General features: G+C 42.9%; 25 protein-coding genes and 1 other annotated feature. Of the genes, 4 read left to right on the forward strand and 21 right to left on the reverse strand.

What is annotated here, in order from left to right; translation table 11 throughout:
• Positions 1–13: 13 nt before the first annotated feature.
• From NSS60_RS14255 to NSS60_RS14315, 13 genes are all read right to left on the reverse strand, one after another.
• Positions 14–1009 carry a potassium channel family protein gene (locus NSS60_RS14255; RefSeq protein WP_004893135.1) on the reverse strand — a complete coding sequence of 332 codons (996 nt, stop codon included), beginning with the start codon at positions 1007–1009 and terminating at the stop codon, positions 14–16.
• A complete protein-coding gene (locus NSS60_RS14260; RefSeq protein WP_035019033.1) occupies positions 1006–1212 on the reverse strand; it encodes a hypothetical protein in 207 nt (68 codons plus the stop codon). The genes NSS60_RS14255 and NSS60_RS14260 overlap by 4 nt, the downstream gene beginning before the upstream one ends.
• Entirely contained in the window at positions 1187–1861 is a 675-nt protein-coding gene (locus tag NSS60_RS14265; protein WP_004893137.1) for a uracil-DNA glycosylase, read from the reverse strand. Before NSS60_RS14265 ends, NSS60_RS14260 begins: the two co-directional genes overlap by 26 nt.
• A gap of 58 nt (positions 1862–1919) precedes the next feature.
• Positions 1920–3302: a glycine--tRNA ligase gene (locus NSS60_RS14270; RefSeq protein WP_004893138.1), complete on the reverse strand. Its 1383-nt coding sequence runs from the start codon at positions 3300–3302 to the stop codon at positions 1920–1922.
• 58 nt (positions 3303–3360) lie between these two features.
• Positions 3361–3538: a binding site (T-box leader), on the reverse strand.
• Between the two features lie 63 nt (positions 3539–3601).
• Positions 3602–5131, reverse strand: coding sequence for an alkyl hydroperoxide reductase subunit F (gene ahpF, locus NSS60_RS14275; protein WP_004893139.1), 1530 nt, complete (start codon positions 5129–5131; stop codon positions 3602–3604).
• Between the two features lie 14 nt (positions 5132–5145).
• Entirely contained in the window at positions 5146–5709 is a 564-nt protein-coding gene (gene ahpC, locus NSS60_RS14280) for an alkyl hydroperoxide reductase subunit C (RefSeq protein ID WP_340720936.1), read from the reverse strand.
• 238 nt (positions 5710–5947) lie between these two features.
• A complete protein-coding gene (locus NSS60_RS14285) occupies positions 5948–6763 on the reverse strand; it encodes a glycosyltransferase family 2 protein (protein WP_004893146.1) in 816 nt (271 codons plus the stop codon).
• A 61-nt stretch (positions 6764–6824) separates the two neighbouring features.
• The gene (locus tag NSS60_RS14290) at positions 6825–8024 is read right to left on the reverse strand and encodes an MFS transporter (RefSeq protein ID WP_004893147.1); all 1200 of its coding nucleotides are present in this window, start codon (positions 8022–8024) and stop codon (positions 6825–6827) included.
• A gap of 97 nt (positions 8025–8121) precedes the next feature.
• A complete protein-coding gene (locus tag NSS60_RS14295; protein ID WP_004893149.1) occupies positions 8122–8517 on the reverse strand; it encodes a cytidine deaminase in 396 nt (131 codons plus the stop codon).
• A 25-nt stretch (positions 8518–8542) separates the two neighbouring features.
• Positions 8543–8713 carry a XapX domain-containing protein gene (locus tag NSS60_RS14300; protein WP_004893151.1) on the reverse strand — a complete coding sequence of 57 codons (171 nt, stop codon included), beginning with the start codon at positions 8711–8713 and terminating at the stop codon, positions 8543–8545.
• 15 nt (positions 8714–8728) lie between these two features.
• Positions 8729–9394 carry a deoxyribose-phosphate aldolase gene (deoC, locus tag NSS60_RS14305; RefSeq protein WP_004893153.1) on the reverse strand — a complete coding sequence of 222 codons (666 nt, stop codon included), beginning with the start codon at positions 9392–9394 and terminating at the stop codon, positions 8729–8731.
• Between the two features lie 611 nt (positions 9395–10005).
• The gene (locus NSS60_RS14310) at positions 10006–10947 is read right to left on the reverse strand and encodes a sugar-binding transcriptional regulator (protein WP_004893156.1); all 942 of its coding nucleotides are present in this window, start codon (positions 10945–10947) and stop codon (positions 10006–10008) included.
• A gap of 128 nt (positions 10948–11075) precedes the next feature.
• On the reverse strand, positions 11076–12041 hold the full coding sequence (locus NSS60_RS14315) for an aminoimidazole riboside kinase (protein ID WP_035019035.1): 966 nt from the start codon (positions 12039–12041) through the stop codon (positions 11076–11078).
• 98 nt (positions 12042–12139) lie between these two features.
• Here NSS60_RS14315 and NSS60_RS14320 point away from each other — a divergent pair, with 98 nt between their 5' ends.
• Both NSS60_RS14320 and ald read left to right on the forward strand, forming a co-directional pair.
• Positions 12140–13369: a PucR family transcriptional regulator gene (locus tag NSS60_RS14320; RefSeq protein ID WP_004893161.1), complete on the forward strand. Its 1230-nt coding sequence runs from the start codon at positions 12140–12142 to the stop codon at positions 13367–13369.
• Between the two features lie 120 nt (positions 13370–13489).
• Positions 13490–14620, forward strand: a complete 1131-nt coding sequence (gene ald / locus NSS60_RS14325; RefSeq protein ID WP_088223573.1) for an alanine dehydrogenase — start codon at positions 13490–13492, stop codon at positions 14618–14620.
• A gap of 39 nt (positions 14621–14659) precedes the next feature.
• Here the strand turns inward: ald and NSS60_RS14330 are convergent, their stop codons facing one another.
• The 3 genes from NSS60_RS14330 to NSS60_RS14340 all read right to left on the reverse strand — a co-directional run bounded on the left by NSS60_RS14330 (position 14660) and on the right by NSS60_RS14340 (position 16905).
• The gene (locus NSS60_RS14330; protein WP_004893164.1) at positions 14660–15382 is read right to left on the reverse strand and encodes an amino acid ABC transporter ATP-binding protein; all 723 of its coding nucleotides are present in this window, start codon (positions 15380–15382) and stop codon (positions 14660–14662) included.
• Positions 15379–16032 carry an amino acid ABC transporter permease gene (locus NSS60_RS14335; protein ID WP_004893165.1) on the reverse strand — a complete coding sequence of 218 codons (654 nt, stop codon included), beginning with the start codon at positions 16030–16032 and terminating at the stop codon, positions 15379–15381. Before NSS60_RS14335 ends, NSS60_RS14330 begins: the two co-directional genes overlap by 4 nt.
• Before the next feature lie 66 nt (positions 16033–16098).
• The gene (locus NSS60_RS14340) at positions 16099–16905 is read right to left on the reverse strand and encodes a basic amino acid ABC transporter substrate-binding protein (RefSeq protein ID WP_004893166.1); all 807 of its coding nucleotides are present in this window, start codon (positions 16903–16905) and stop codon (positions 16099–16101) included.
• A 300-nt stretch (positions 16906–17205) separates the two neighbouring features.
• Here NSS60_RS14340 and pflB point away from each other — a divergent pair, with 300 nt between their 5' ends.
• Both pflB and pflA read left to right on the forward strand, forming a co-directional pair.
• The gene (gene pflB / locus NSS60_RS14345; RefSeq protein WP_413432318.1) at positions 17206–19434 is read left to right on the forward strand and encodes a formate C-acetyltransferase; all 2229 of its coding nucleotides are present in this window, start codon (positions 17206–17208) and stop codon (positions 19432–19434) included.
• 51 nt (positions 19435–19485) lie between these two features.
• The gene (gene pflA / locus NSS60_RS14350; protein WP_004893168.1) at positions 19486–20214 is read left to right on the forward strand and encodes a pyruvate formate-lyase-activating protein; all 729 of its coding nucleotides are present in this window, start codon (positions 19486–19488) and stop codon (positions 20212–20214) included.
• Between the two features lie 8 nt (positions 20215–20222).
• Here pflA and pgmB read toward each other — a convergent pair whose 3' ends face one another.
• The 5 genes from pgmB to NSS60_RS14375 all read right to left on the reverse strand — a co-directional run bounded on the left by pgmB (position 20223) and on the right by NSS60_RS14375 (position 23515).
• The gene (gene pgmB / locus NSS60_RS14355; RefSeq protein ID WP_004893169.1) at positions 20223–20888 is read right to left on the reverse strand and encodes a beta-phosphoglucomutase; all 666 of its coding nucleotides are present in this window, start codon (positions 20886–20888) and stop codon (positions 20223–20225) included.
• Positions 20881–21597, reverse strand: a complete 717-nt coding sequence (locus NSS60_RS14360; protein ID WP_004893170.1) for a TrmH family RNA methyltransferase — start codon at positions 21595–21597, stop codon at positions 20881–20883. The genes pgmB and NSS60_RS14360 overlap by 8 nt, the downstream gene beginning before the upstream one ends.
• Before the next feature lie 18 nt (positions 21598–21615).
• Positions 21616–22098: a Cys-tRNA(Pro) deacylase gene (gene ybaK, locus NSS60_RS14365; protein ID WP_035019037.1), complete on the reverse strand. Its 483-nt coding sequence runs from the start codon at positions 22096–22098 to the stop codon at positions 21616–21618.
• Between the two features lie 69 nt (positions 22099–22167).
• Positions 22168–23037, reverse strand: a complete 870-nt coding sequence (locus NSS60_RS14370; protein WP_004893175.1) for a DUF3298 and DUF4163 domain-containing protein — start codon at positions 23035–23037, stop codon at positions 22168–22170.
• Entirely contained in the window at positions 23021–23515 is a 495-nt protein-coding gene (locus tag NSS60_RS14375) for an RNA polymerase sigma factor (RefSeq protein WP_004893176.1), read from the reverse strand. The genes NSS60_RS14370 and NSS60_RS14375 overlap by 17 nt, the downstream gene beginning before the upstream one ends.
• Positions 23516–23530: the final 15 nt, after the last annotated feature.

Below are 23530 nucleotides of genomic sequence, written 5' to 3' on the forward strand. Positions count from 1 at the left end.
CCGATATGGCTGCTTACTTTTTGTTTACTGCCTGTTCAAACGCATCTAATGCTCGTTTCTCACCGAATACAATGATGACATCTCCAACATAAAATCGCTCCTCTGGCATCGGATTGCCAATAATGTCGTTTTGACGTTGAATGGCAATAATCGTCACACCAAAGCGCGTACGCACCGCTTGATCGCGAACAGATGTCTCGACAAATGGGGAATGAGGTTCAATCGTAATTTCTTCAATCGCATATTGTTCTGCATGGTCATGAAAAATCGTATCAACATAATCGACACTCACAGGCTTTAACATCGTCATCGCCATGCGCCGGCCGCCCAAAAACGAAGGGTTAATCACCTTGTCCGCACCAGCACGTCGCAATTTTTCTTCCGATTCCGTTCGTTCGGCACGCGCGACAACTTGAATGTCGCGGTTTATTCCTTTTGCTGTTAAGGCAATAAAGACGTTATCAGCATCAGATGGCAACGCGGCAATTAAGCCAGCCGCCCGTTCAATGCCTGCCGCGATCAATACGTCATCTTCTGTCGCATCCCCTTCGACGCACGGAAGAGGGTCGTCCATTTCTTCGAGCCAATCCGTGTTTCGCTCAATAACAACGACAGGTGTCCCGTTTTTGACAAGCTCGCGCACGACTTGTTCTCCCACTCGTCCATACCCACATACGATAATATGATTTCTCATCGTTTCAACTTTCTTTTTCATTTTTCGCCTCCGCACTGTTTTCGAAAATTCCCCTTCCATCATCATCGAAGCAACCGCCCCTGTCGCGTATGTCACGATGCTAATACCGACGGGAATAATGATCAGTGCAAACATTTTCCCATAAAACGTTTGTGGAACTGTATCGCCATAGCCAACCGTTAAAATCGTAACAACAGTCAACCAAAGAGCATCAAAAAACGTTAATTGCTCAGAAAACATAAACCCTATCGTTCCTGCAGCAATGGCGAAGAGCATCGCCACAACGGAAACGACGATAGAGCGCGACGAACTCATCCGTTTCTCCCCTTATGTCCTTTTTTTACAAACTTCATGCAAGGCGCGCCAGATGATTGCTTAACGACAATAGACGGCAACGCGACGCTTTTAAAACCGAACGCACGACAACCGCGCGGCAGCTGCGGGTCCCACGTGACGTAAAAATGTTTGCATGCATAACAGTTTATTCGAGTATCAAATGTTTTCGATTTGCCAGTCAATCGTCTCTCTCCCTGTTCGTTGTAAAAACGCGTTCGTTTTCGAAAACGGGCGGCTGCCGAAAAAGCCTCGCGCGGCTGAAAGTGGGCTCGGATGCGGGGCTTCAATAAGATAATGATGTTCATTTGTAATGAGCGCTTTTTTCGCTTGGGCATGACGCCCCCATAAAATAAAGACGACCGGCTCCGTCTTTTCATTCACAAGTTCAATGATGCGATCCGTAAAATGTTCCCATCCTTTTCCTTTGTGCGAGTTTGCTTCCCCTTGCCGTACCGTTAATACCGTATTTAACAATAACACTCCCTGCTTCGCCCATTTTAATAAATAACCGTTGTTTGGAATATAACACCCGAGGTCATCGTGTAGCTCTTTAAAAATATTTAATAGTGACGGAGGCAAAGCGACGCCCGGTTTGACAGAAAAACTTAATCCGTGCGCTTGATTCGGCCCGTGATACGGATCTTGTCCTAAAATAACGACTTTCACATCGGCATATGGCGTGTAATGAAGGGCGTTGAAAATATCGTGCATATCGGGATAAATCGTTTTCGTTCGATATTCTTCTTTTAAAAACTGACGCAACTTCAAATAATACGGTTTTTGAAACTCCTCTTCTAATAAAGGAGCCCAATCGTTTTTCAATATGCTCATCTTTTCACTCCTTTCTAATACAAAGGCTACCCTACTACATAGGATAGCCTGTTTTCGTCTAAAACTGAATTTTTTCTTCCAAGAAGCTTTTTAATTGTACAATTGGAATGCGTGTTTGTTCCATCGTGTCGCGATCGCGCACAGTTACCATTTGATCTTGTTCTGAGTCGAAATCATACGTAATACAGAACGGTGTACCAATTTCATCTTGGCGGCGATAACGTTTACCGATTGATCCTGACTCGTCGTAATCAACCATAAAGTGTTGTGACAATTGTTCAAAGATCTCACGTGCACCTTCTGATAACTTTTTCGATAACGGCAATATCGCGGCCTTGTACGGCGCTAATGCCGGATGAAGATGCATGACGGTACGCGTTGTGCCGTCCGCAAGTTGTTCTTCTTCATATGCATCAATCATAAAGGCAAGCGTCACGCGGTCTGCACCGAGTGAAGGTTCAATGCAGTACGGAATGAAACGCTCATTCGTCTCTTGATCGAGGTAATGGAAATCTTCTCCTGAATATTCCATATGACGGCGCAAATCGTAATCGGTGCGCGATGCAATGCCCCATAGCTCGCCCCAACCGAACGGGAACTTATATTCAATATCTGTTGTCGCGTTGCTGTAGTGAGATAGTTCGTCTTCGGAATGATCGCGCAAACGAATGTTTTCACGCTTCATGCCAAGCGATAAAAGCCACTGTTCGCAATATTGTTTCCAATAATCAAACCATTGCAATTCTTCTCCTGGCTTGCAGAAAAATTCAAGCTCCATTTGCTCAAATTCGCGCGTACGGAATGTGAAGTTTCCAGGTGTAATTTCGTTCCGAAAACTTTTTCCGATTTGCGCAATACCAAACGGCAATTTTTTGCGCATTGTCCGCTGCACGTTTTTAAAGTTTACAAAAATGCCTTGTGCCGTTTCAGGACGAAGATAAATTTCGTTCGCGCTCGATTCCGTCACACCTTGGAACGTTTTAAACATTAAGTTAAATTGGCGAATGTTCGTAAAGTCGCGACTGCCGCAATCCGGACAAGCGATGTCGTGCTCTTGAATGAGCTGCTCCATTTTTTCAAATGGAAGCCCATCGACAACCATTTCAATGCCTTTCGCTTCAAGGGCGCTTTCGATAAGTTTGTCTGCCCGGTGACGCGCTTTACATTGTTTACAGTCAATCATCGGATCGTTGAAGTTCCCTAAATGACCTGACGCTTCCCACGTGCGCGGGTTCATTAAAATCGCTGCATCTAATCCGACATTGTACGGCGATTGTTGGACAAACTTTTTCCACCATGCGCGCTTAATATTGTTTTTTAATTCTGTCCCTAGCGGACCGTAATCCCACGTATTCGCTAACCCGCCGTAAATTTCTGAGCCAGGAAAAACAAAACCGCGATGTTTCGCATGTGCCACAATTTGATCCATCGTTACCGACATATTTCATCCTCCTCTTACGAAGTGTAAACAAAAAACGCTCTCGTCCTTAGGCCTTTCGCCTAGGGACGAGAGCGTAACTCCCGCGGTTCCACCCTAGTTGATGCGTAACGCATCCACTTTTTGCGTGAAGCAACTCCAGACTGCCGTTTCGCTAAGCGTCTTTGCTAGGCTTCCACCCTCCCTAGCTCGCTATAAAAGAACGATCTTAGCTACTATCCATCTTTCATCGTTGCACCTGTATTTCGTTTGGCTAATATTGTATCAAACGACAATACGAGCGTCAAGGGGAGGGAAACCGGTTAATTCCGAATTAAGTAGTCAAACGCACCTAAAGAAGCTGTTGCGCCTGAGCCCATGGAAATGATAATCTGTTTATATGCGCTATCTGTACAATCGCCAGCAGCGAAGACACCAGGAACGTTTGTTGCACCGCGTTTATCGACGATAATTTCACCGAAGCGATTGCGCTCTACCGTTCCTTCTAACCATTCTGTATTCGGTACAAGCCCGATTTGCACGAATACACCTTGAAGTTCAATATGGTGCTCTTCGCCTGTTGCGCGATCAATATATGTGAGACCGTTTACTTTGTCTGTACCTGTAATTTCTTTCGTTTGCGCATTTTTAATGACTGTTACGTTCGGTAAGCTGTACAAACGATCTTGCAACACAGCATCCGCTTTTAATTCTGGCGCAAACTCAAGAACGGTCACATGCTTAGCAATTCCCGCCAGGTCAATTGCCGCTTCGACCCCAGAGTTACCACCGCCAATGACCGCGACATGCTTTCCTTCGAACAACGGACCGTCGCAATGCGGGCAGTAAGCAACCCCTTTATTTTTGAACTCCGCTTCGCCAGGGACGCCGAGATTGCGCCAACGCGCACCTGTCGCGATAATGACCGCTTTACTTTTTAAAACGGCGCCGTTTTCAAGTTCAACTTCAATGAGGTCTTTCTTTTCCAACCGTTTCGCACGCTGCAAGTTCATAATGTCAACATTGTAATGTTTCACATGTTCTTCAAGGCTTGCCGCGAGCTTTGGACCTTCTGTATATTTGACGCTAATAAAGTTTTCAATGCCTAGTGTATCTAAAATTTGACCACCAAAACGTTCAGCGACAATTCCCGTGCGAATGCCTTTACGCGCAGCATAAATGGCTGCTGTTGCACCGGCAGGTCCGCCACCGATGACAAGCACGTCGAACGGGTCTTTGTTTGCGAACGTTGAAGCATCTGGCGTGCTTCCTAACTTCGCAAGAATTTCTTCAAGCGACATCCGACCGCTTGCGAACGGTTCGCCATTTAAAAAGACAGTTGGCACCGCCATAATGTCTTTTTGTTCGACTTCTTCTTTAAATGCTGCTCCATCAATCATCGTATGTGAAATATTCGGATTTAGTACGCTCATGACGTTTAATGCTTGAACGACGTCCGGACAGTTATGGCACGTTAAGCTGACGTATGTTTCAAAACGGTACGTTCCTTGTAAACCTTTAATTTGATCAATGACCGCTTGATCGACCTTTGGCGGACGTCCACTCACTTGAAGCAACGCAAGCACGAGGGAAGTAAATTCATGTCCTAAAGGCACTCCTGCGAACACAACGCCCGTTTCTTCGCCAACGCGATTGACGCTAAAGCTTGGCGTTCTCTCTAACGTTGTTTTTTCTACTTTGATTTTCGATGACATCGTTGCAAGCTCATCGACTAAAGCAAGCATATCGCGGGAAACTGAATCGTCTCCCGCGCTCACTTTTAACACAATGTCATTTTCCATCAATTGTAGATATTGGGCGAGCTGTGCTTTAATTTCAGCATCCAATACCATTGACGTAAGCCTCCTTAAATTTTACCTACAAGGTCAAGACTTGGCTTCAATGTTTGCCCACCTTCTTGCCATTTTGCTGGGCATACTTCGCCAGGGTTGTTGCGCACATATTGTGCAGCTTTAATTTTGTTTACAATTGTGCTTGCGTCGCGACCGATGCCGTCAGCGTTAATTTCAACTGCTTGGATAACACCGTCTGGATCGATAATGAACGTACCGCGTTGCGCAAGACCTGTTTCTTCATCAAGCACTTCGAACATGCGTGATAATTTTTGTGAAGGGTCGCCGATCATTACGTATTCAATTTTGCTAATAGCTGGCGAATGATCGTGCCATGCTTTATGCGTGAAGTGTGTATCTGTTGAAACAGAGTATACTTCAACACCAAACTCTTTTAATTTCGGATATTCGTTTTGTAAATCTTCTAATTCTGTTGGGCAAACGAACGTAAAGTCTGCTGGATAGAAGCAAACGACGCTCCATTTTCCTTTTAAGTTTTCTTCTGTTACCTCGATAAATTCACCGTTATGGTACGCCATCGCTTTAAATGGTTGTACTTGTTTTCCTACTAATGACATGCTTCATCATCCTCCTGCATCATTTTTTTGTATGTTAGTAGTATGATCCAGCCATATAGAAAATATGACTGACAAATCAAATTATAACAATTATAATTCGATATAAATTATCATATAGTAATTTTTATTTGTCAAGTAGAAACTACTTAACCTTGTTAGTTTTTCGACACATTTCTTCTTTATTCCTTTTTCTATAAACAAAAAAACAGAGCCTTCGCAAAGACTCTGTACATATCCCCTAACAACGAACGAGATGAGCGAGCCGCGAACGAAACGGTTCACCATCCCATATGACTTCACTCTTTGCTTGCCGTTTTTGCACATCCGGCTCTGATAAAAGGAGCCAAAAGTTTTTCGTTGGTAGGTTGCCAAGTTCATGTTTTTCACTTAATCGGTTTAAATACATTTGTCTCGTTTCATTCATTTGTTTCGATAAATGATCTCCTTCATTGGAAAAAGCATAAAGAACACTCGCTGTCGGTACGCGTTTGACACAAAACTCTTTCGCTACACGTAAAAAGAAATCCCAATCCCAATAATTATGAACGTATGAATCAAAATACCCGATTACATCATGAATGGTGCGCCGATACATGCTCCCTGAAGGAACATACGTCGAAAATGTACGCATTGCTTGTAAATCATATTCATATGCAAATAAAAAGCGATCGGTCGGTATACGCATACCATTTTCCGTGCGATAATGAAAAATTTCTACATCGCTATATACAAAGTCCGCGTCGTTCATATTTGCAATCATTCGCTCCATATGGCACGGCAATAGTAAATCGTCATCATCACACAGCATAATAAAGTCTTCTGTCGCCGCACGCACACCGATATTCCGAGCTTCGACGTGCCCGACATTTTCGCTTAATTCCATGAGCTCAATAGAAAGCTCAGGATATGCATCGACAGCAGCTTGTACCGATGAGCCCCCATCGTTGACAATAATAACTTGCGTTGGCTTATACGTTTGTTTGCTTAACGACTCTAGCAATTCTGCCAGCGGAAGTAGCCGATTATATGTCGCAATAACTACAGAAACGCCCAAAAGAAAATCCCCTTTCAAAAAAGAAGCTACAATGATACCATTATAGCTTCTTTTCGAATGATTATGCGAGTTCTTGTTGTTTCGTTTCTTTGCCGAGGAAAAGAACGGCAAGTGCACCAATGAAAATCGCGATACAAAATACAGCAAAAATCATCGTAATTGATACTTTTTGTGCAACGAGATAACCGACAAGAAGCGGTCCTAAAATGCCACCAATACGTCCAAATGAAGCGGCCATGCCTGCCCCTGTCGCGCGAATAACCGTTGGGTATTGTTCTGGCGTGTAGGCATAAAGCGCTCCCCATGCGCCGAGATTAAAGAATGATAACAGCGCTCCAAACGTCACTAACATCGCAACCGACTCGGCATTTCCGAAGAAATAAGCGCTTAACGCTGTCCCAACTAAATAAATAATGAGCACCGCTTTTCTTCCGATGCGTTCGATTAACCACGCGACGCTAAAATAACCTGGCAATTGCGCTAACGTCATAATTAGCACATATTCAAAGCTTTTAATTAAACTAAATCCTTTCATCACCATCACGCTCGGCAGCCATAAAAACATGCCGTAGTACGAAAAGACGACCGCAAACCATAAAATCCAAAGCATCGTCGTTTGCTTCGCATAAGGTTTTGCCCATACGTCTGCGATATTGCGCCAAACAGAACGACGTTCTGCCGTTTTTACCGCAATAAACTTTTGTGAATCGGGCAAGTTAATACGCAAATAAATGGCGTATAACGCAGGTAAAGCCCCTAAAATGAGTGCCATTTGCCAACCGTACGTCGGAATAATGAAAAATGAAATGAGCGCAGCTAATAGCCAGCCACCTGCCCAAAAGCTTTCTAATAAAACGACAACTTTCCCGCGCTCATGAGCGGGTACGCTTTCCGATACGAGCGTGGAAGCAACCGGAAGTTCACCGCCAAGTCCCATACCGATAAAAAAGCGTAAAATTAAAAATACCGTTAACGTTGTCGCAAAAGCAGATAAGCCGCTTCCGATCGAAAATAATAAAAGCGTAATAATAAATACTTGCTTTCGACCGATACGATCAGCTAACAATCCAAACACAAGAGCACCGACGGCCATACCGATCGAGTTCACGCTCCCAATCCAACCCATTTGCTCAGCTGTTAATCCCCATTCCTTTTGCAAAGCCGCAAGAATGAATGAAAGCATCCCGACATCCATCGCATCAAACAACCATCCAAGCCCCGCGATCCAAAGCAACTTGTTTCTTGATACATCTTGACTCATGTCACACCTCCGTTGTCAGCTGTCAAATTATCCTCTACACGATTATATTTCCTTTTTTGTTATGTATCAATGCAAAAAGCGTCGGAAAAGCCGACGCTTATCGCAAATCTTCTTTTGAAAAAGCTCCAGGGAGAAGTTCTTTCACCGTCGTTTCCTGTACATCGCCTTTCATATTGGCTAAAATGACAGGCATATTCGGGTCACACAATTCAACAATGACTTGACGGCATGCGCCACATGGCGGAACAGGACGCTCCGTATCCGCAACAACAGCTAACATCGCATACTCAAGGTCTCCTTCTGAGTACGCTTTAAATAAAGCTGTACGTTCAGCACAGTTACATAAACCGTATGATGCGTTTTCGATGTTGCAACCTCCATACACTTTCCCATCTTTCGTTAATAGCGCTGCCCCAACTTTAAACTTTGAATACGGAACGTACGCCCGCTCTCTCGCTTGTTTTGCCGCTTCAATTAATAGTTGTTTATTCATTGTTGATCATCCCTTCTTGGGCTATTTAGTTAAAAAACGTCTTCATTAACCAGTCAGCGACGACGCCACCTAAATATACGCCAAAAATCCCTATCACTCCTGCCAACACAGGCGGGGCTGGCAACGGCAAACGTAAAAATTTAAACAAAATTCCAACGACAAGCCCAGCAAGTAAGCTTAGTAATACTTCTTTCATATGCGAATGCCTCCATTAGTATGCTTCGTTTGAAGTTGTTCCTTCCATAATAGCAGGTCCAGAACTTGTACCGATCCGATTTGCTCCAGCGTCAATCATCGCTTTTGCATCCGCTGCGCTGCGCACACCGCCAGATGCTTTCACACCGACATTTGGACCAACCGTTTTGCGCATTAATGCGACATCTTCTACTGTCGCACCGCCGCTGGCAAATCCCGTTGATGTTTTCACAAAATCAGCGCCTGCGCGAACAGCAACTTCGCATGCGCGCACTTTTTCTTCATCTGTTAACAACGCTGTTTCGATAATAACTTTTGTTAACGCTTTTCCTTTTGCAGCCTCGACGACCGCACGAATGTCGCGCTCTACAAGATCATCGTCACCATCCTTTAACGCACCAATATTGATGACCATATCGACTTCTTGCGCACCATTTTCAATCGCTTGTTTTGTTTCAAAAGCTTTCACTTCTGGCGTTGTCGCTCCTAACGGGAAGCCAATGACGGTACATACTTTTACTTTTGTTCCTTGCAAACGTTCAGCAGCAAGCTTTACCCACGTTGGGTTAACGCATACTGATGCGAATTCGTACTTTTTCGCTTCTTCTACTAACTTTTCAATTTGCACTTTCGTCGCTTCTGGCTTTAATAACGTATGATCAATCATACGGGCAATGTTCATCCTATTTCGCGCAGGAGACTCCCACTTCAACGACCAAAGGGAGTAAGTGGGAGAGGAATGCGCGTTCCCCCTTTCTTTTGTGTATGATATAATAAAGGCGTGGAGAAAACCGTTCAATAAAGGCACTCCAATAACTGCTACTCGATGTATGGAGTTGGTTACAGGAAACGTTGTAACCGTAAAACATCGAGCGTAGGTCCGTCTGTTGTGTGTGGAAGCCAAGTACTGCCAACAGACACACCGAGAGAATCGGTAACGATGCAGGCATGACCTGCGTCGTTGGGTAGTCGTCAACCTGCCCCTGATGCAACCCCAAGTCAAGGAAGGAGGACGAAATCCGTTTGCACTTCTGGGGAGTTGCAAGCCCTCACTTCAAGCGTTAGCTAAGTGGGGGTAGTTGACCATTCGTTCCTCCCTATTTTTAAATAAATATAGCTACAATCATCTTACTAAGTTGAATTTTTGATTACATCATCAATATAACAGGAAAACGAACATATGTAAACGTTAGCATGAACAAACGTAAAATAAAATTCACGTTTTTGCTCCATCTTTCTTCCTTCTTTGCATAAATAAAGGGGGCTTTCTTCTTTTCCCCCGTTTGTCGTTTTTTATTCTTTTTCTAACAAACATTCGGCAGTAAATTGATCTGTTACTAATACGTTTGCATATTTTCCTTTCAATGCTCCGTATATGCCTGCCACTTTATGAATACCTCCCGCAATCACAATCGAGTATTCCTTATTTTTCAACTCTTCTAACTCAATGCCAAGCGTGCGGGCATTTAACTCCTCGCTGCATAGCTTTCCGTTTTGATCAAAAAAGCGTGAACAAATGTCACCGACTGCTTTTGAATAAATCGTTTGCAAATCTTCTTCTGTAAAATAACCAAGCTGGAACAATAGCGACTCCGATTTAATTGATCCAATCGTAAATACAGCAATATTCGCTTGTCGACCGAGATCGAGAATTTTGCGAATATGGCGATCTGCCTCCATTGCCTGCTTAACAACGACATGATCGACGATGGCCGGGAGAGGCAAGTGATGTACCGTTGCATTGAATGCGCTTCCAAACAAATGTAAAATATCAGAAGCGAACGTATTCGTTTCCGACAAGCTGACGCCACCTTTTAATTGAACGACTTTGACGTCTTTCACATGCTTATGTTTAAGCTGTAACGCAACATGATACAGCGTCGTCCCCCATGTGACGCCGATGACATCTCCGTCTTTTACAATCGAACGTAAATATTCAGCCGCCTCTTTCCCTAAATATTTTTTAATAATGCCATCTTGATGTTCAGGAACGGATACAACAATTGCTTTTTTTAAATTGAACTTTTGTTCAAGTTGTGTTGCTAGCTGTTGAATATCTTCGGCAGGATCATTAATTTTAATTTCTACAATTCCTTCTTCTTTTGCTTGTTGTAGTAAACGTGACACCGTCGGCCGCGATACGCCAAGCTTTTTCGCAATATCGTTTTGATTGTAGTCTAGTAAATAATACAATTTCGCTGCTTCCACTACTTTTTTTAACTTATCTTGCTCCATCGCTTCATCACCTTTTGTCATTGAATGAAAAAGGAGCAACCTTCCATATTTGAAGGAATACTCCCTTTTCTTTCATCATACGAAAGCAGTTGATCATTTGACAAGCAAAAGTTTTAACATAATTTCTATTATTTCGACCAACCTTCTCGTAAAATTCGTTCGACTTCATCACGCGTCGGTAAAGCTGTCATCGCCCCTTTTGTTGATGCAGCTAGCGCCCCTGAAACACTCGCAAAACGCGCCATTTGTTCAACTTCCGCAAGCGACAAGTCGTCGATCGCCCCTTCTTGCTCATGCAAGCAATAAAGCATACCGGAAACAAACGCATCTCCTGCCCCTGTCGTATCCACCGCCTCTACTTTAAGCGCTGGGGTAAATACCGATCCTTCCCTCGTGAACGCATAACTTCCGTTTTCTCCTAGCGTGACGACAATAAGTGGAATGTTGTAGGAAGCAAGGGCATCTACACCTTTTTGAATATCTTCTTCCCCTGTAATAAATGTCAATTCCTCTTCGGAAATTTTCAATACGTCCGCTTCAGTTAACATAGATATAATCATTTCGCGAGCTTGTTGTTCGTTTTCCCACAGACCGAGACGTAAATTCGGGTCATACGAGACGATCATTCCATTTTCTTTAGCTAACATAACAGCCCGCTTTGTCGCGCTTCGTGCTGGTTCGCTAATAAGTGAAATAGAACCAAAATGGAAAATGCGATGCGTCAAAAATAACGACTCATCCACTTCCTTTTCGCTTAAAAAGCGATCGGCACTCGGATTAATGTAAAAATCAAAGCTTCGTTCTCCGTTTTCAGCTAACGTTACAAAAACGACACCTGTGCGAACATCATCACTAAATTGAAGGAAAGATGTATTCACTCCATATGCATCAAGCGTTTCTTTTAGAAAAACGCCTAATACATCGCGACCAACTTTCCCTAAAAACGTCGCTGGAACACCGAGCCGTGCAACACCGACCGCGACATTCGCTGGCGCCCCACCAGGACTTTTTTGGTAAACCCGATTTGTTGCATCGAGCGGAATAAAATCAATTAACGCTTCACCAAGACTAATAACTCCTTGCTTCATCATCATCCCTCCCATTCCATCGTAATACGTTTAATTATGCAAATGCAACGCACAAAAATAAAACGTGCTACAATGATCGTAAAACAACATACGAAACGGAGTGGATGTTTGTGAACCCTTTTGCCACTCATTTTGAAAGTTTAGAGGAGTTTGCCGATCGTGTGAGCGAGTTATTGCAATGTCCGATTACGATTGAAGATGCAAACCATCGCTTAATTGCTTACAGTGGACATGAGCATTATACCGATCCCGCCCGTACAGCGACCATCATTCATCGTCGTGTGCCCGAGCGCGTCATTAATAGTTTATGGCGCGAAGGGGTGATTCCAAAACTTTTACAAAGTGAGGAGCCTGTTCGTGTCGCCGAAATTTCAGAAGTAGGGCTAGGCAATCGCATCGCTATCTCGATTTGGAAAAATAAAGAGGTGCTCGGATTTATTTGGGCAATTGAAATGAATGAGCCGTGGACAGAACATCAGTTTGATTTGTTAAAACAAGCAGCGAAAGCAGCAAAAAATTTATTGTTGCAATTACAAATTCGCAAACATAAAAAAGAAGAGCGCATTCAAGAGTTTTTTTGGAAACTACTCACCGGACATTTTTCATCTTCCCATGACATCGTTGAACAATGCCATCAACTAAACGTACATGTGTATCCGTTTTTTTCTGTCGGCATTTTTCAATTTCAACAACACATTCAAACGCAAGTAGAGCGGCAAATTGATTACTTATTAAAAACGACGCAACAACTCGCTATTCCGCTTTATACGATTGATCATCAGCGGTTAATTGTGCTCGTTGCGCCAAGTTCGAACGTCTATGGAGAAGTACATATTGAACGATTTTTCCGTTCATTTATGACGCAAATGAAAGAACGATTTCGCGTTGACATTATGATGGGAGCATTCGGAAATGTATATGAATGCTATACAAAAATTGCTAAAAGCTACGAAGAAGCGCAAACGGTATTGAAAATGAAACGCGCCTTTCCTCATCAACTTGCGAATATTCAAAGTTATCAACATCTAGGCATGTATCAATTTTTTGATTTACTTTTTGAGAAAAAACGACATGGGGATTTCCACAACGCAGCACTCGAAAAGCTGAAACAATACGATGCACAGCATCATACAAACTTAGTTGAGACGATCGAAACGTATCTCGACTGTGACAGCAACGTCAACGAAACGGCGAAAACGCTCAATATTCACCCGAATACGCTCGCTTACCGTCTGAAGCGAATCAATGAAATCGGAAACATCGACCTAGGGAACATGAGCGAAAAAGTGAAACTATATATCGATATGAAATTAGACAAATATCGGACAACATAGCTTTTGTGGAAATCCACAAAAGCTCGTTTTTTCTTTCTCCCTTCTTAACAAACAACAAATGATAAAAACCGTTTATACTGTAGATAATACAAAAAGACAACATGAAAGGGGAAACAGCTTATGATTATTGGTGTTCCAAAGGAAATTAAAAATAACGAAAATCGTGTTGCCATTACACCTGCTGGCGTTATGTCATTTGTCAGCAATGGACATACTGTTATCATTGAGAAAGATGCAGGAGTTGGAAGCGGTTTTACAAATGAAGCATATGTGAATGCAGGGGCACAAATCATTGAGCGCGCTGCAGACGTTTGGGCGCAAGCGGATATGGTTATGAAAGTAAAAGAGCCGCTACCGAGCGAATACGAGTATTTCCGTCCAGGATTAGTGCTATTCACATACTTACATCTTGCTGCTGAGCCAGAGTTGGCACGTGCATTGAAAGAAAAGGGTGTCATTGCGATCGCTTATGAAACAGTACAAGTTGGTCGTACGTTGCCACTTTTAACACCGATGAGCGAAGTAGCAGGACGCATGGCAGCACAAATCGGTGCACAATTCCTTGAAAAACCAAAAGGCGGAAAAGGAATTCTTCTTTCAGGCGTTCCTGGCGTTAGTCGTGGAAAAGTAACGATTATCGGCGGTGGTGTCGTTGGAACAAACGCTGCGAAAGTTGCGATCGGCTTAGGCGCAAACGTAACAATTATCGACTTAAGCGCCGAACGTTTACGTGAACTTGATGATATTTTCGGAAGCCAAATTAATACGCTTATGTCTAATCCAATGAACATCGCGCAAGCTGTCGCCGAGTCCGACCTTGTGATCGGTGCCGTATTAATTCCTGGGGCGAAAGCGCCAAAACTTGTGACAGAAGAAATGGTAAAAGCGATGCAACCAGGCTCTGTCATCGTTGACGTAGCGATCGACCAAGGTGGCATTGCGGAAACGAGCGACCATGTGACAACACACGACAACCCAACATACGTGAAGCACGGCGTCGTTCACTATGCAGTCGCGAACATGCCAGGGGCGGTTCCACGCACCTCTACACTCGCATTGACAAACGTCACAATGCCGTACGCACTACAAATTGCAAACAAGGGCGTGCAAAAAGCTGTTGCGGACAACCCGGCATTACGCCTCGGTGTAAACGTCGCAAACGGAGAAATCACATACGAAGCAGTCGCACGCGACCTCGGTTACGATTACGTTCCGGTCGAAGTAGCTTTGGAAAAGCAACTATTAGCATAAAAAAACAAAAGGTGTCTTGACAAACTGGACACCTTTTTCCTATAACACTTTGGATAAAAACGACTTCGTTCGCTCATGTTGTGGCGCATCAAAAATTTGTTGTGGCGTTCCTTCTTCTACGATCACTCCACCGTCCATGAAGAGCACACGATCCCCAACTTCACGAGCAAATCCCATTTCATGTGTCACGACGACCATCGTCATTCCTTCTTTTGCTAGTTGTTTCATGACGGCAAGCACTTCCCCGACCATTTCGGGATCGAGCGCAGACGTCGGCTCGTCAAATAACATCACCTTCGGCTCCATCGCAAGCGCACGAGCGATCGCGACACGCTGTGCCTGTCCACCTGATAATGAATCTGGATATACGTTCGCCTTATCTTGTAAACCGACTTTCGCAAGCAATTGTAGCGCTTTTTCTTCCGCTTTTTCCTTTGGCCATTTGCGCACTTTCATCGGGGCGAGTGTGATGTTATCCAGCACCGTCATATGCGGAAATAAATTGAATCGTTGAAATACCATTCCTACTTCTTCGCGCACTTTATTTAAATCCGTTTTCGGATCTTTTAAACGAAATCCATCGATGATAATATCGCCTTCATCGAAATCTTCAAGCATGTTTAAACAACGTAAAAATGTCGATTTTCCTGAACCGGAAGGACCAATGACAACGACAACTTCTTTTTCACGAATATGCACGTCAATTCCTTTTAACACATGTAGCGATCCGTACGATTTTTTTAAGTTGGTCACTTGAATCATGCATCATACCTTCTTTCTAACCAGTGTAGCAACTTGCTTAGCGAAAGAGTGAGAATTAAATAAATAAGGGCAACAGTTAAGTAAGGCTCCCAAACGCGATAATATTGCCCTTGCATCGCTCGTCCCCAATACATAAGCTCAGGTGCCGCAATAATTGCTGCAAGTGATGAATCTTTAATAAGAACGACAAATTCGTTGCCAAGCGGCGGAATCATTCGCTTAATCGCTTGCGGTAAAATGATGTAACGCATCGCTTGTACATGTGTCATACCGAGCGAGCGAGCTGCTTCCATTTGACCACGATCGATCGATTGAATGCCGGCCCGAAAAATTTCTGCGATATACGCAGCGGCATTTAAAGATAAGGAAATCGCTCCTGATACGAGAGGATTCGGTTGAGAGGTAAAAATAGGCATCACACCGAAATGAATAAGTAAAATTTGTACAAATAATGGCGTGCCACGGAAAAAATGAACGTACCAATCAAACGGAAGACGAATGAAGCGGTTTTGAACCATTTTTCCAAGCCCAATCACTAACCCGAGCACCGTACCAAAGACGATACCGACTAATGATAGGCCGATCGTCCACAATACCCCTTTAAGAAAGAACGGCGCATATTCAACTACAATATCAAAACGAAAATCCATATGTCTCACCTTTCCCTTTGAAAAAGTTGCGTAACCGGGGACAGTTACGCAACTTTTACATCCATGTTATTGCTGTTGTTGTAATGATTCAATATTCGGCTCTGTGCCAAACCACTTTTTATAAATTTCTGTATACGTGCCATTTTCAATGACTTTTTTCAACGCTTCGTCTACTTTTTGTTTGAGTTCGCTACCTTTCGGGAACATAAAACCGTAAAATTCGGATTCAAAATGATCTGGATCTTCAAATGCCACGATTTTTGCATCTGGATTATTTTTTATATATTCGTTTGCGACAGCATTGTCCGTCACAACAGCTTCCACACCGCCGTTTAATAAGTCCATAATTGCGACGACTGTATCCTCGAACTTTTTAATATTTTTATTCTCTTTTCCTAAAATTTTTTCAACCGCTTCTTGTCCTGTTGTCCCGTTTTGCACACCGACTACTTTTCCTTGTAAATCTTTCGCGCTTTTAATCGAACTTCCTTCTTTGACAAGAATCATATGTGTCGATTCAAAGTACGGAATAGAGAAGTCGTATGTTTTTTTCCGATCATCGTTGATCGTAATACCGGAAACGGCCATATCCGCTGTTTTTCCTTGAATGGCTGCAAATAACGGATCCCAACCGATGCCTTTTAATTCATATTCTAGTCCAGCCTCGTCCATTACCGCTTTTAATAAATCAATATCAAAACCGACAATTTCTCCTTTATCCATGTACTCAAACGGCGCAAATGATGGATTTGTCACAACGGTAATTTTCTTTTTCTGTTCCTTTGATGTCGTCTTTTCTGTCGAACCGCCGCATCCGACAAGCGCGAACATAAGTATAAAAACAAGTGTTGCAATCATTCCTTTTTTTATCATTGTTACTCCCCCTTACTATTTGCTGTAAAACAATGAGTATCTTTGTATAAACATGCTATGTTCTTCATGTTTCACATATTATCAGCTTTTTATTTTTTATGCAACAAATTTTATAAAAATAATTTTTTGAAAAATATTTATTTTAGAAAATGTTTTTGATCAACATTTCACAAATTTGTCATCATTTCATCCCTCCATCTTTGTAAAGAAGTAGTATTCTTTATATAGGGGGTACTATTCCTTAATGATAATGATTGGGAGGAGATTATGATGGCGCTACTTACTGTGAACGAAGCTTTAATGGACGCTTGGAGAACGTTCAAAGGCGATAAGTGGAAAAAAGAAATTGACGTTCGCGATTTTATTTTAAATAACGTAACCGTTTACACAGGGGATGAATCGTTTTTACAAGGTCCAACTGAAGCGACAAAAACACTTTGGGAACAAGTGATGAAACTTTCAAAACTTGAACGCGAAAAAGGCGGCGTTCTCAATATGGATACGGAAATCGTATCGACCATTACATCGCACGGACCTGGCTATTTAAATAAAGAACTTGAAAAAGTTGTCGGTTTTCAAACAGACGAACCGTTTAAACGGGCACTTATGCCATTTGGTGGCATTCGCATGGCGGAGCAGGCGTGCGAAGCTTACGGATATGAAGTGAGCGATGACGTAAAGAAAATTTTTACTCAATATCGTAAAACGCATAACCAAGGCGTATTTGACGTGTATACGGACGAAATGAAAGCGGCGCGCAAAGCAGGCATCATTACAGGGCTTCCTGACGCCTATGGACGCGGCCGCATTATCGGAGACTATCGCCGCGTTGCTTTATACGGCGTTGATCGTTTAATTGAAGAAAAGAAAAAAGACTTACGAAATACAGGTGCGCGTACAATGAGCGAAGACATTATTCGTCTCCGCGAAGAACTAGCAGAGCAAATTCGCGCCCTCCAAGAACTAAAAGAAATGGCGGCAAGCTACGGCTACGATATTTCAAAGCCGGCGCGCAACGCACACGAAGCGTTCCAATGGTTATATTTCGCTTATCTTGCGGCGATTAAAGAACAAAACGGTGCAGCAATGAGTTTAGGTCGCGTTTCTACGTTTTTAGATATTTATATCGAACGCGACTTGCAAGAAGGGACATTAACAGAACGGGAAGCACAAGAGCTCGTTGACCATTTCGTTATGAAGTTACGCCTCGTCAAATTCGCGCGAACACCAGAATATAATGAGCTATTTAGCGGCGACCCAACGTGGGTAACCGAGTCGATCGGCGGTGTCGCGATTGACGGCCGTCCGCTTGTGACGAAAAACTCATTCCGCTTCTTGCATACGCTTGATAACTTAGGTCCAGCGCCAGAACCAAACTTAACGGTTCTTTGGTCGACAAAATTACCAGAAGCGTTCAAAAAATATTGCGCGAAAATGTCGATTCAAACAAGCTCTATCCAATATGAAAATGACGATTTAATGCGCCCTGAGTTCGGCGATGACTACGGCATTGCGTGCTGCGTATCCGCGATGCGCATCGGTAAACAAATGCAATTTTTCGGCGCGCGCGCAAACCTTGCGAAAGCATTATTATATGCGATTAATGGCGGCGTAGATGAAAAATTAAAAGTGCAAATCGGTCCAGAATTTGCGCCAATCACATCTGAATACTTAGATTACGATGAAGTGATGCGCAAATTTGACAACGTCATGGAATGGCTAGCTGAGTTGTACATTAATACGTTAAACGTCATCCACTACATGCACGATAAATATTGTTATGAGCGCATTGAAATGGCGCTTCATGATACAAACGTCATGCGCACGATGGCAACGGGAATTGCTGGTCTTTCTGTCGTCGCTGACTCACTTAGCGCAATTAAATATGCAAAAGTAAAAACGATTCGCGACGAAAATGGCTTAGCGGTCGACTTTGAAATTGAAGGCGACTTCCCGAAATATGGAAACAACGATGATCGCGTCGATTCAATTGCAGTCGATATTGTTGAGCGCTTTATGACAAAATTGCGCAAACATAAAACGTATCGCGATTCAAAACATACAACATCGATCTTAACAATCACGTCAAACGTCGTCTATGGGAAAAAGACAGGAAATACACCTGACGGCCGTCGCGCAGGCGAACCGTTTGCACCTGGCGCTAACCCGTTGCACGGCCGCGACACAAAAGGTGCGCTTGCGTCGTTAAGCTCTGTCGCAAAATTACCGTATGAATATGCATTAGATGGCATTTCAAACACGTTCTCAATCGTGCCAAAAGCACTCGGTAAAGATGATGCAACACGCGTTCAAAACCTTGTGGCAATTTTAGACGGATATGCTAAAAAACGCGGTCACCATTTGAACATCAACGTCTTTAACCGCGAAACGTTGCTCGATGCGATGGAACATCCTGAAAAATATCCGCAACTAACGATTCGCGTATCAGGTTATGCGGTGAACTTTATTAAATTAACACGTGAACAACAAATTGATGTCATTAATCGGACGTTCCATGAAACAATGTGACGCGGAAGCTCCCACGATGCGTGGGAGCTTTCTACCTAGGAGGCAAACATCATGAACGGATTTATTCATTCGATTGAATCGTGCGGAACAGTTGATGGTCCTGGCATTCGTTATGTCATTTTCACCCAAGGCTGTTTATTGCGTTGTCAATATTGCCACAACGCAGATACGTGGGAAATTGGCAAAGGAAAGCAAATGTCCGTCGATGAAATCATCGCTGATGCCCAAACATACTTGCCTTTTATGCAAGCATCCGGTGGTGGAATAACGGTCAGCGGTGGCGAACCGCTTTTACAAATCGATTTTCTCATTGAATTATTTAAACGATGTAAAGAGCTTGGCATTCATACAACGATTGATTCTTCAGGCGGCTGTTATACCGAGGAAGAAACGTTCCAACGAAAGCTAGATGAGTTGCTGAAGTATACGGATTTAATTTTGCTAGATTTAAAACATATCGATGAAAAAAAACATCGTAAACTAACAGGAAAAACGAATGAACATATTTTAGCGTTTGCGCGCCTACTATCAGAGCGAAACGTACCCGTTTGGATTCGTCATGTGCTCGTTCCAACCGTCACAGACGATGAAGAAGATTTACGTCGCTTAGCTGCATTCATTCGCACATTAGACAACGTCGAAAAAATTGAAGTGCTCCCATATCATCAACTAGGTGTATACAAATGGAAAGCGCTCGGACTGACGTATCCGCTTGAAGGCATCCCGACACCATCAGAAGAAAGTGTTGAAAAAGCAAAACAAATATTAGGCGTAAAATAAGCTGGTCGTCATTGACCAGCTTTTTGCATAAACCGTTTTTTTAACTCGTCCCACGTCAATTGTGTTGTCTGTTGCACGAGCCAGTCTGGAGATAAAGATGCTAAATGATTCCCGATACCGACGGAAAACATATTTGTTTGCTTAATCGCTTTCATTCCTGCCTCACCATCTTCAATGGCAACACAAAAGCGCGGATCGACATAAAGATGTTTAGCGGCCGTTAAAAAGATTTCTGGATCGGGCTTCATGCGCGTAATTGTTTTTACGTCGACGATGACGTCGAAAAATGAACGCACACCAAGCCGCTCAACAACTACACTTGCATTTGAACTTGACGATGCGAGCGCCATCGGGACGCCGTCGCGCTGAATGTCGCAAAGAAGATCCCACATTCCCGGCAACACGTCGCTCGGCGACAATTGCTCGATCAACACACGATAATATTGACCGCGCCGGTCGCCAAGGGCTCGCTTTTCTTCTTCCGACCATTCACGCGCCTTTTCTCCAAGAAGCGCCTCAACCATCGCCTGTCTGCTCATACCTTGAAGCTTTTGATTGAGCTGTCGATCAAACGGCACTCCGATTTCATCGGCGACACGTTTTGTCGCGATATAATATAGCTCAACCGTATCTGCAATGACGCCATCTAAATCAAAAATAACTGCTTTAATCATTGCGTCCTCCCATTTGACTTTCCACCATTTTTCTTAGTCGTGGGCTAAGTGAAAGCTTCATCCAATGTTCATATATTTCTTTCTTTTCCGCTAGCGACAGATGATAGCGCTCGTTCACCACTTGTTTCGCCCGCTTCGTCACATCGTAAAGAGAAATAGCTGCTGCAACGGAAATATTGAAACTTTGCACAAATCCATTCATCGGAATGACGAACTTTCCATCTGCCAAAGCAAGCGCCTCTTCTGATACGCCACGATGCTCATTTCCGAACAAAAGCACTGTCGGCTTCGCTACGTCAATTTGTTCAAGCGGAATTGTTCCTTCTCCTAAATAACTCGCATATACTTGATAGCCGTTTTGTTGGAGATGGTGAATTGCCCGCTCAATCGATGAATGTTTATGCACGGTTAACCATTTGTCCGCATGTCGCGTCACCCATTTATTCGGTTCAAATGGAGCCGTTCCGGTGACGACATGAACGTCTTGAATACCGAACGCTTCCGCTGAACGCAACACGGCTGCTTGATTGTGTGGGTCGTCTACCGCTTCCGTCAAAATGGTAATGTACCTCGTCCGTTCGCTTAACACATCGTACATCCGCTTTAAGCGACTTGGCAAAATCATTTCCCAAAGCAAGCGATTGTCGTCAGTTAACAATCCTTCTTCTATACGTTGTGCTAACCATTGTTGTTCTTCCTCTTTTGCCATTCGCATGCGTCAACCCTCCTACACTTTAATGACATGTGCGGTTTTCCCATTTGTCAACTTTAATAAGTCTTGAACAGAAAGTTTCATTTGCATGCCGATTTTCCCTGCGCTCACAATGATTTGCTCGTGCAAAAGCGCCGATTCGTCGACATATGTGGCATATAGTTTTTTCATCCCAATTGGCGAGCAACCGCCACGCACATACCCTGTCATTTTTTCAATGTCCGCCACAGGCAACATATGCACGCTTTTTTCACCGACAACAGCCGCCGCTTTCTTCAAATCCAACTCCGCTGCGACAGGGATGACGAACACATAAAGTTGTCCGCTCGTCCCTTTTGTCACAAGCGTTTTATATACAATCTCTTCACGTTGTCCAATTTTTTTCGCAACCGATCTCCCATCAATTTGCCCATCGTCATAGTCATAAGTGAGCAATTCATATGGCACACGTGCGCGATCGAGCATGCGCACAGCATTCGTCTTCGTTTGTTTCACCATCCGTCCCTCGCTTTCCCCTATTAGTGTACCATAAACAAAAAGAAGGGACACATCTCTAAACCACTTCCATTAGTAGATATATTCGTTGCTAACCAGCAAGTGCTTTAGTAGCTCTGTCGGGACAACAAACTCTAGCACACCCATATATCCCGGAGCGATTGTATACTCATCAAATACGATGACAAGTTTGCGGTCTTTGTTGATATAAAACGATTGATTCGGATCTATATTTGTAAATTGATCAATCCAGTATACTTTATTTTCATCCTCCTTCATATCTACCATCATCTTCTTTTTAATATATCTGCTAATGACATTCACATATTCATCATTTTTGAATAAACTAGGAAGAGTAATTAAAATCTCTCTTCTTTTATCAACGGTATCGAAACGCATCTTAGTAGACGCGGAAGCAGCTACTTCAGTTACATATCTAGCAATAGATAAAATTCCATCATCATCTGTTTTTATCTCATATCCCATATCAAGAGACCGATTGACTTGTGTACTGCTCCTTCTTATTTCATCGATTTCTTTCATAAACTGATCATATAATTGTTTATTCTCCAATATGTACTTCTCATTCAAAAAATTTGACAACTTTTCGTTTTCCAGTCCTTCGATATGTGGTGTACTCATATGCACAGCGTATTTTTCATTATCACTTTCGAAATGGATAGAATAGAAAGTCACTACCTTAATAATATCTCTTAATATGGGCAGCTCTCTAACCATCGCTTTTGCCATAGAAGGCGATGCGTTGACAGCTCCCACAAATGAAAAAACAATTGCTGCTGCTGATAAAAAAAACATTTTAGCAACCTTTTTTCTTGAGCGCTTTTTGTGATGAAGCAAAACAGCTTTATTTACAGTTTCATTCAATAGTGGAGGAATCGAAATGCGCTCATACTCATTTTTCCAATCATTTATCCGTTTCATATGATTCGCTCACCTTTCCTTTCATTTTTCTTAGAGCCGCATACAGTTTTGTTTTTACAGTACTTTTGTTCATGTCGAGAATTTCAGAAATATCTTCAATTCTCATATCTTCAAAAAATCGTAGCTTGATAATTGTTTGTTCGATAGGTGATAACATAGATATCGCTTCCGTGACGCACAGAGAAGTGGAATAGTCTACCAAATACCATTTTTCTACTTTACAATCAGAAACGTACATTTTCTTTCTTTTTTTTAAGTAATCGAGTGATGTATGAACGACAATTTTATAAAACCACGTCTTTAGAGATCCGATATCTTTCAATGTCTTTGAATAGCGAAGAGCTTTCACTATTGAATCGTGTACAACGTCAAGCGCATCTTGCTCGTTTTGTACGTAGCTGTACGCAAGTCTATAACACCGCTCTTGATTTTGCATAATAAAATCAATGATATGTTGCTCATTCCTTTCACCCGTCATAGTACTATAGCTTCC

This window comes from Anoxybacillus sp. FSL W8-0382 (assembly GCF_038003845.1).
GTDB classification, from domain to species: Bacteria; Bacillota; Bacilli; order Bacillales; family Anoxybacillaceae; genus Anoxybacillus; species Anoxybacillus flavithermus_G.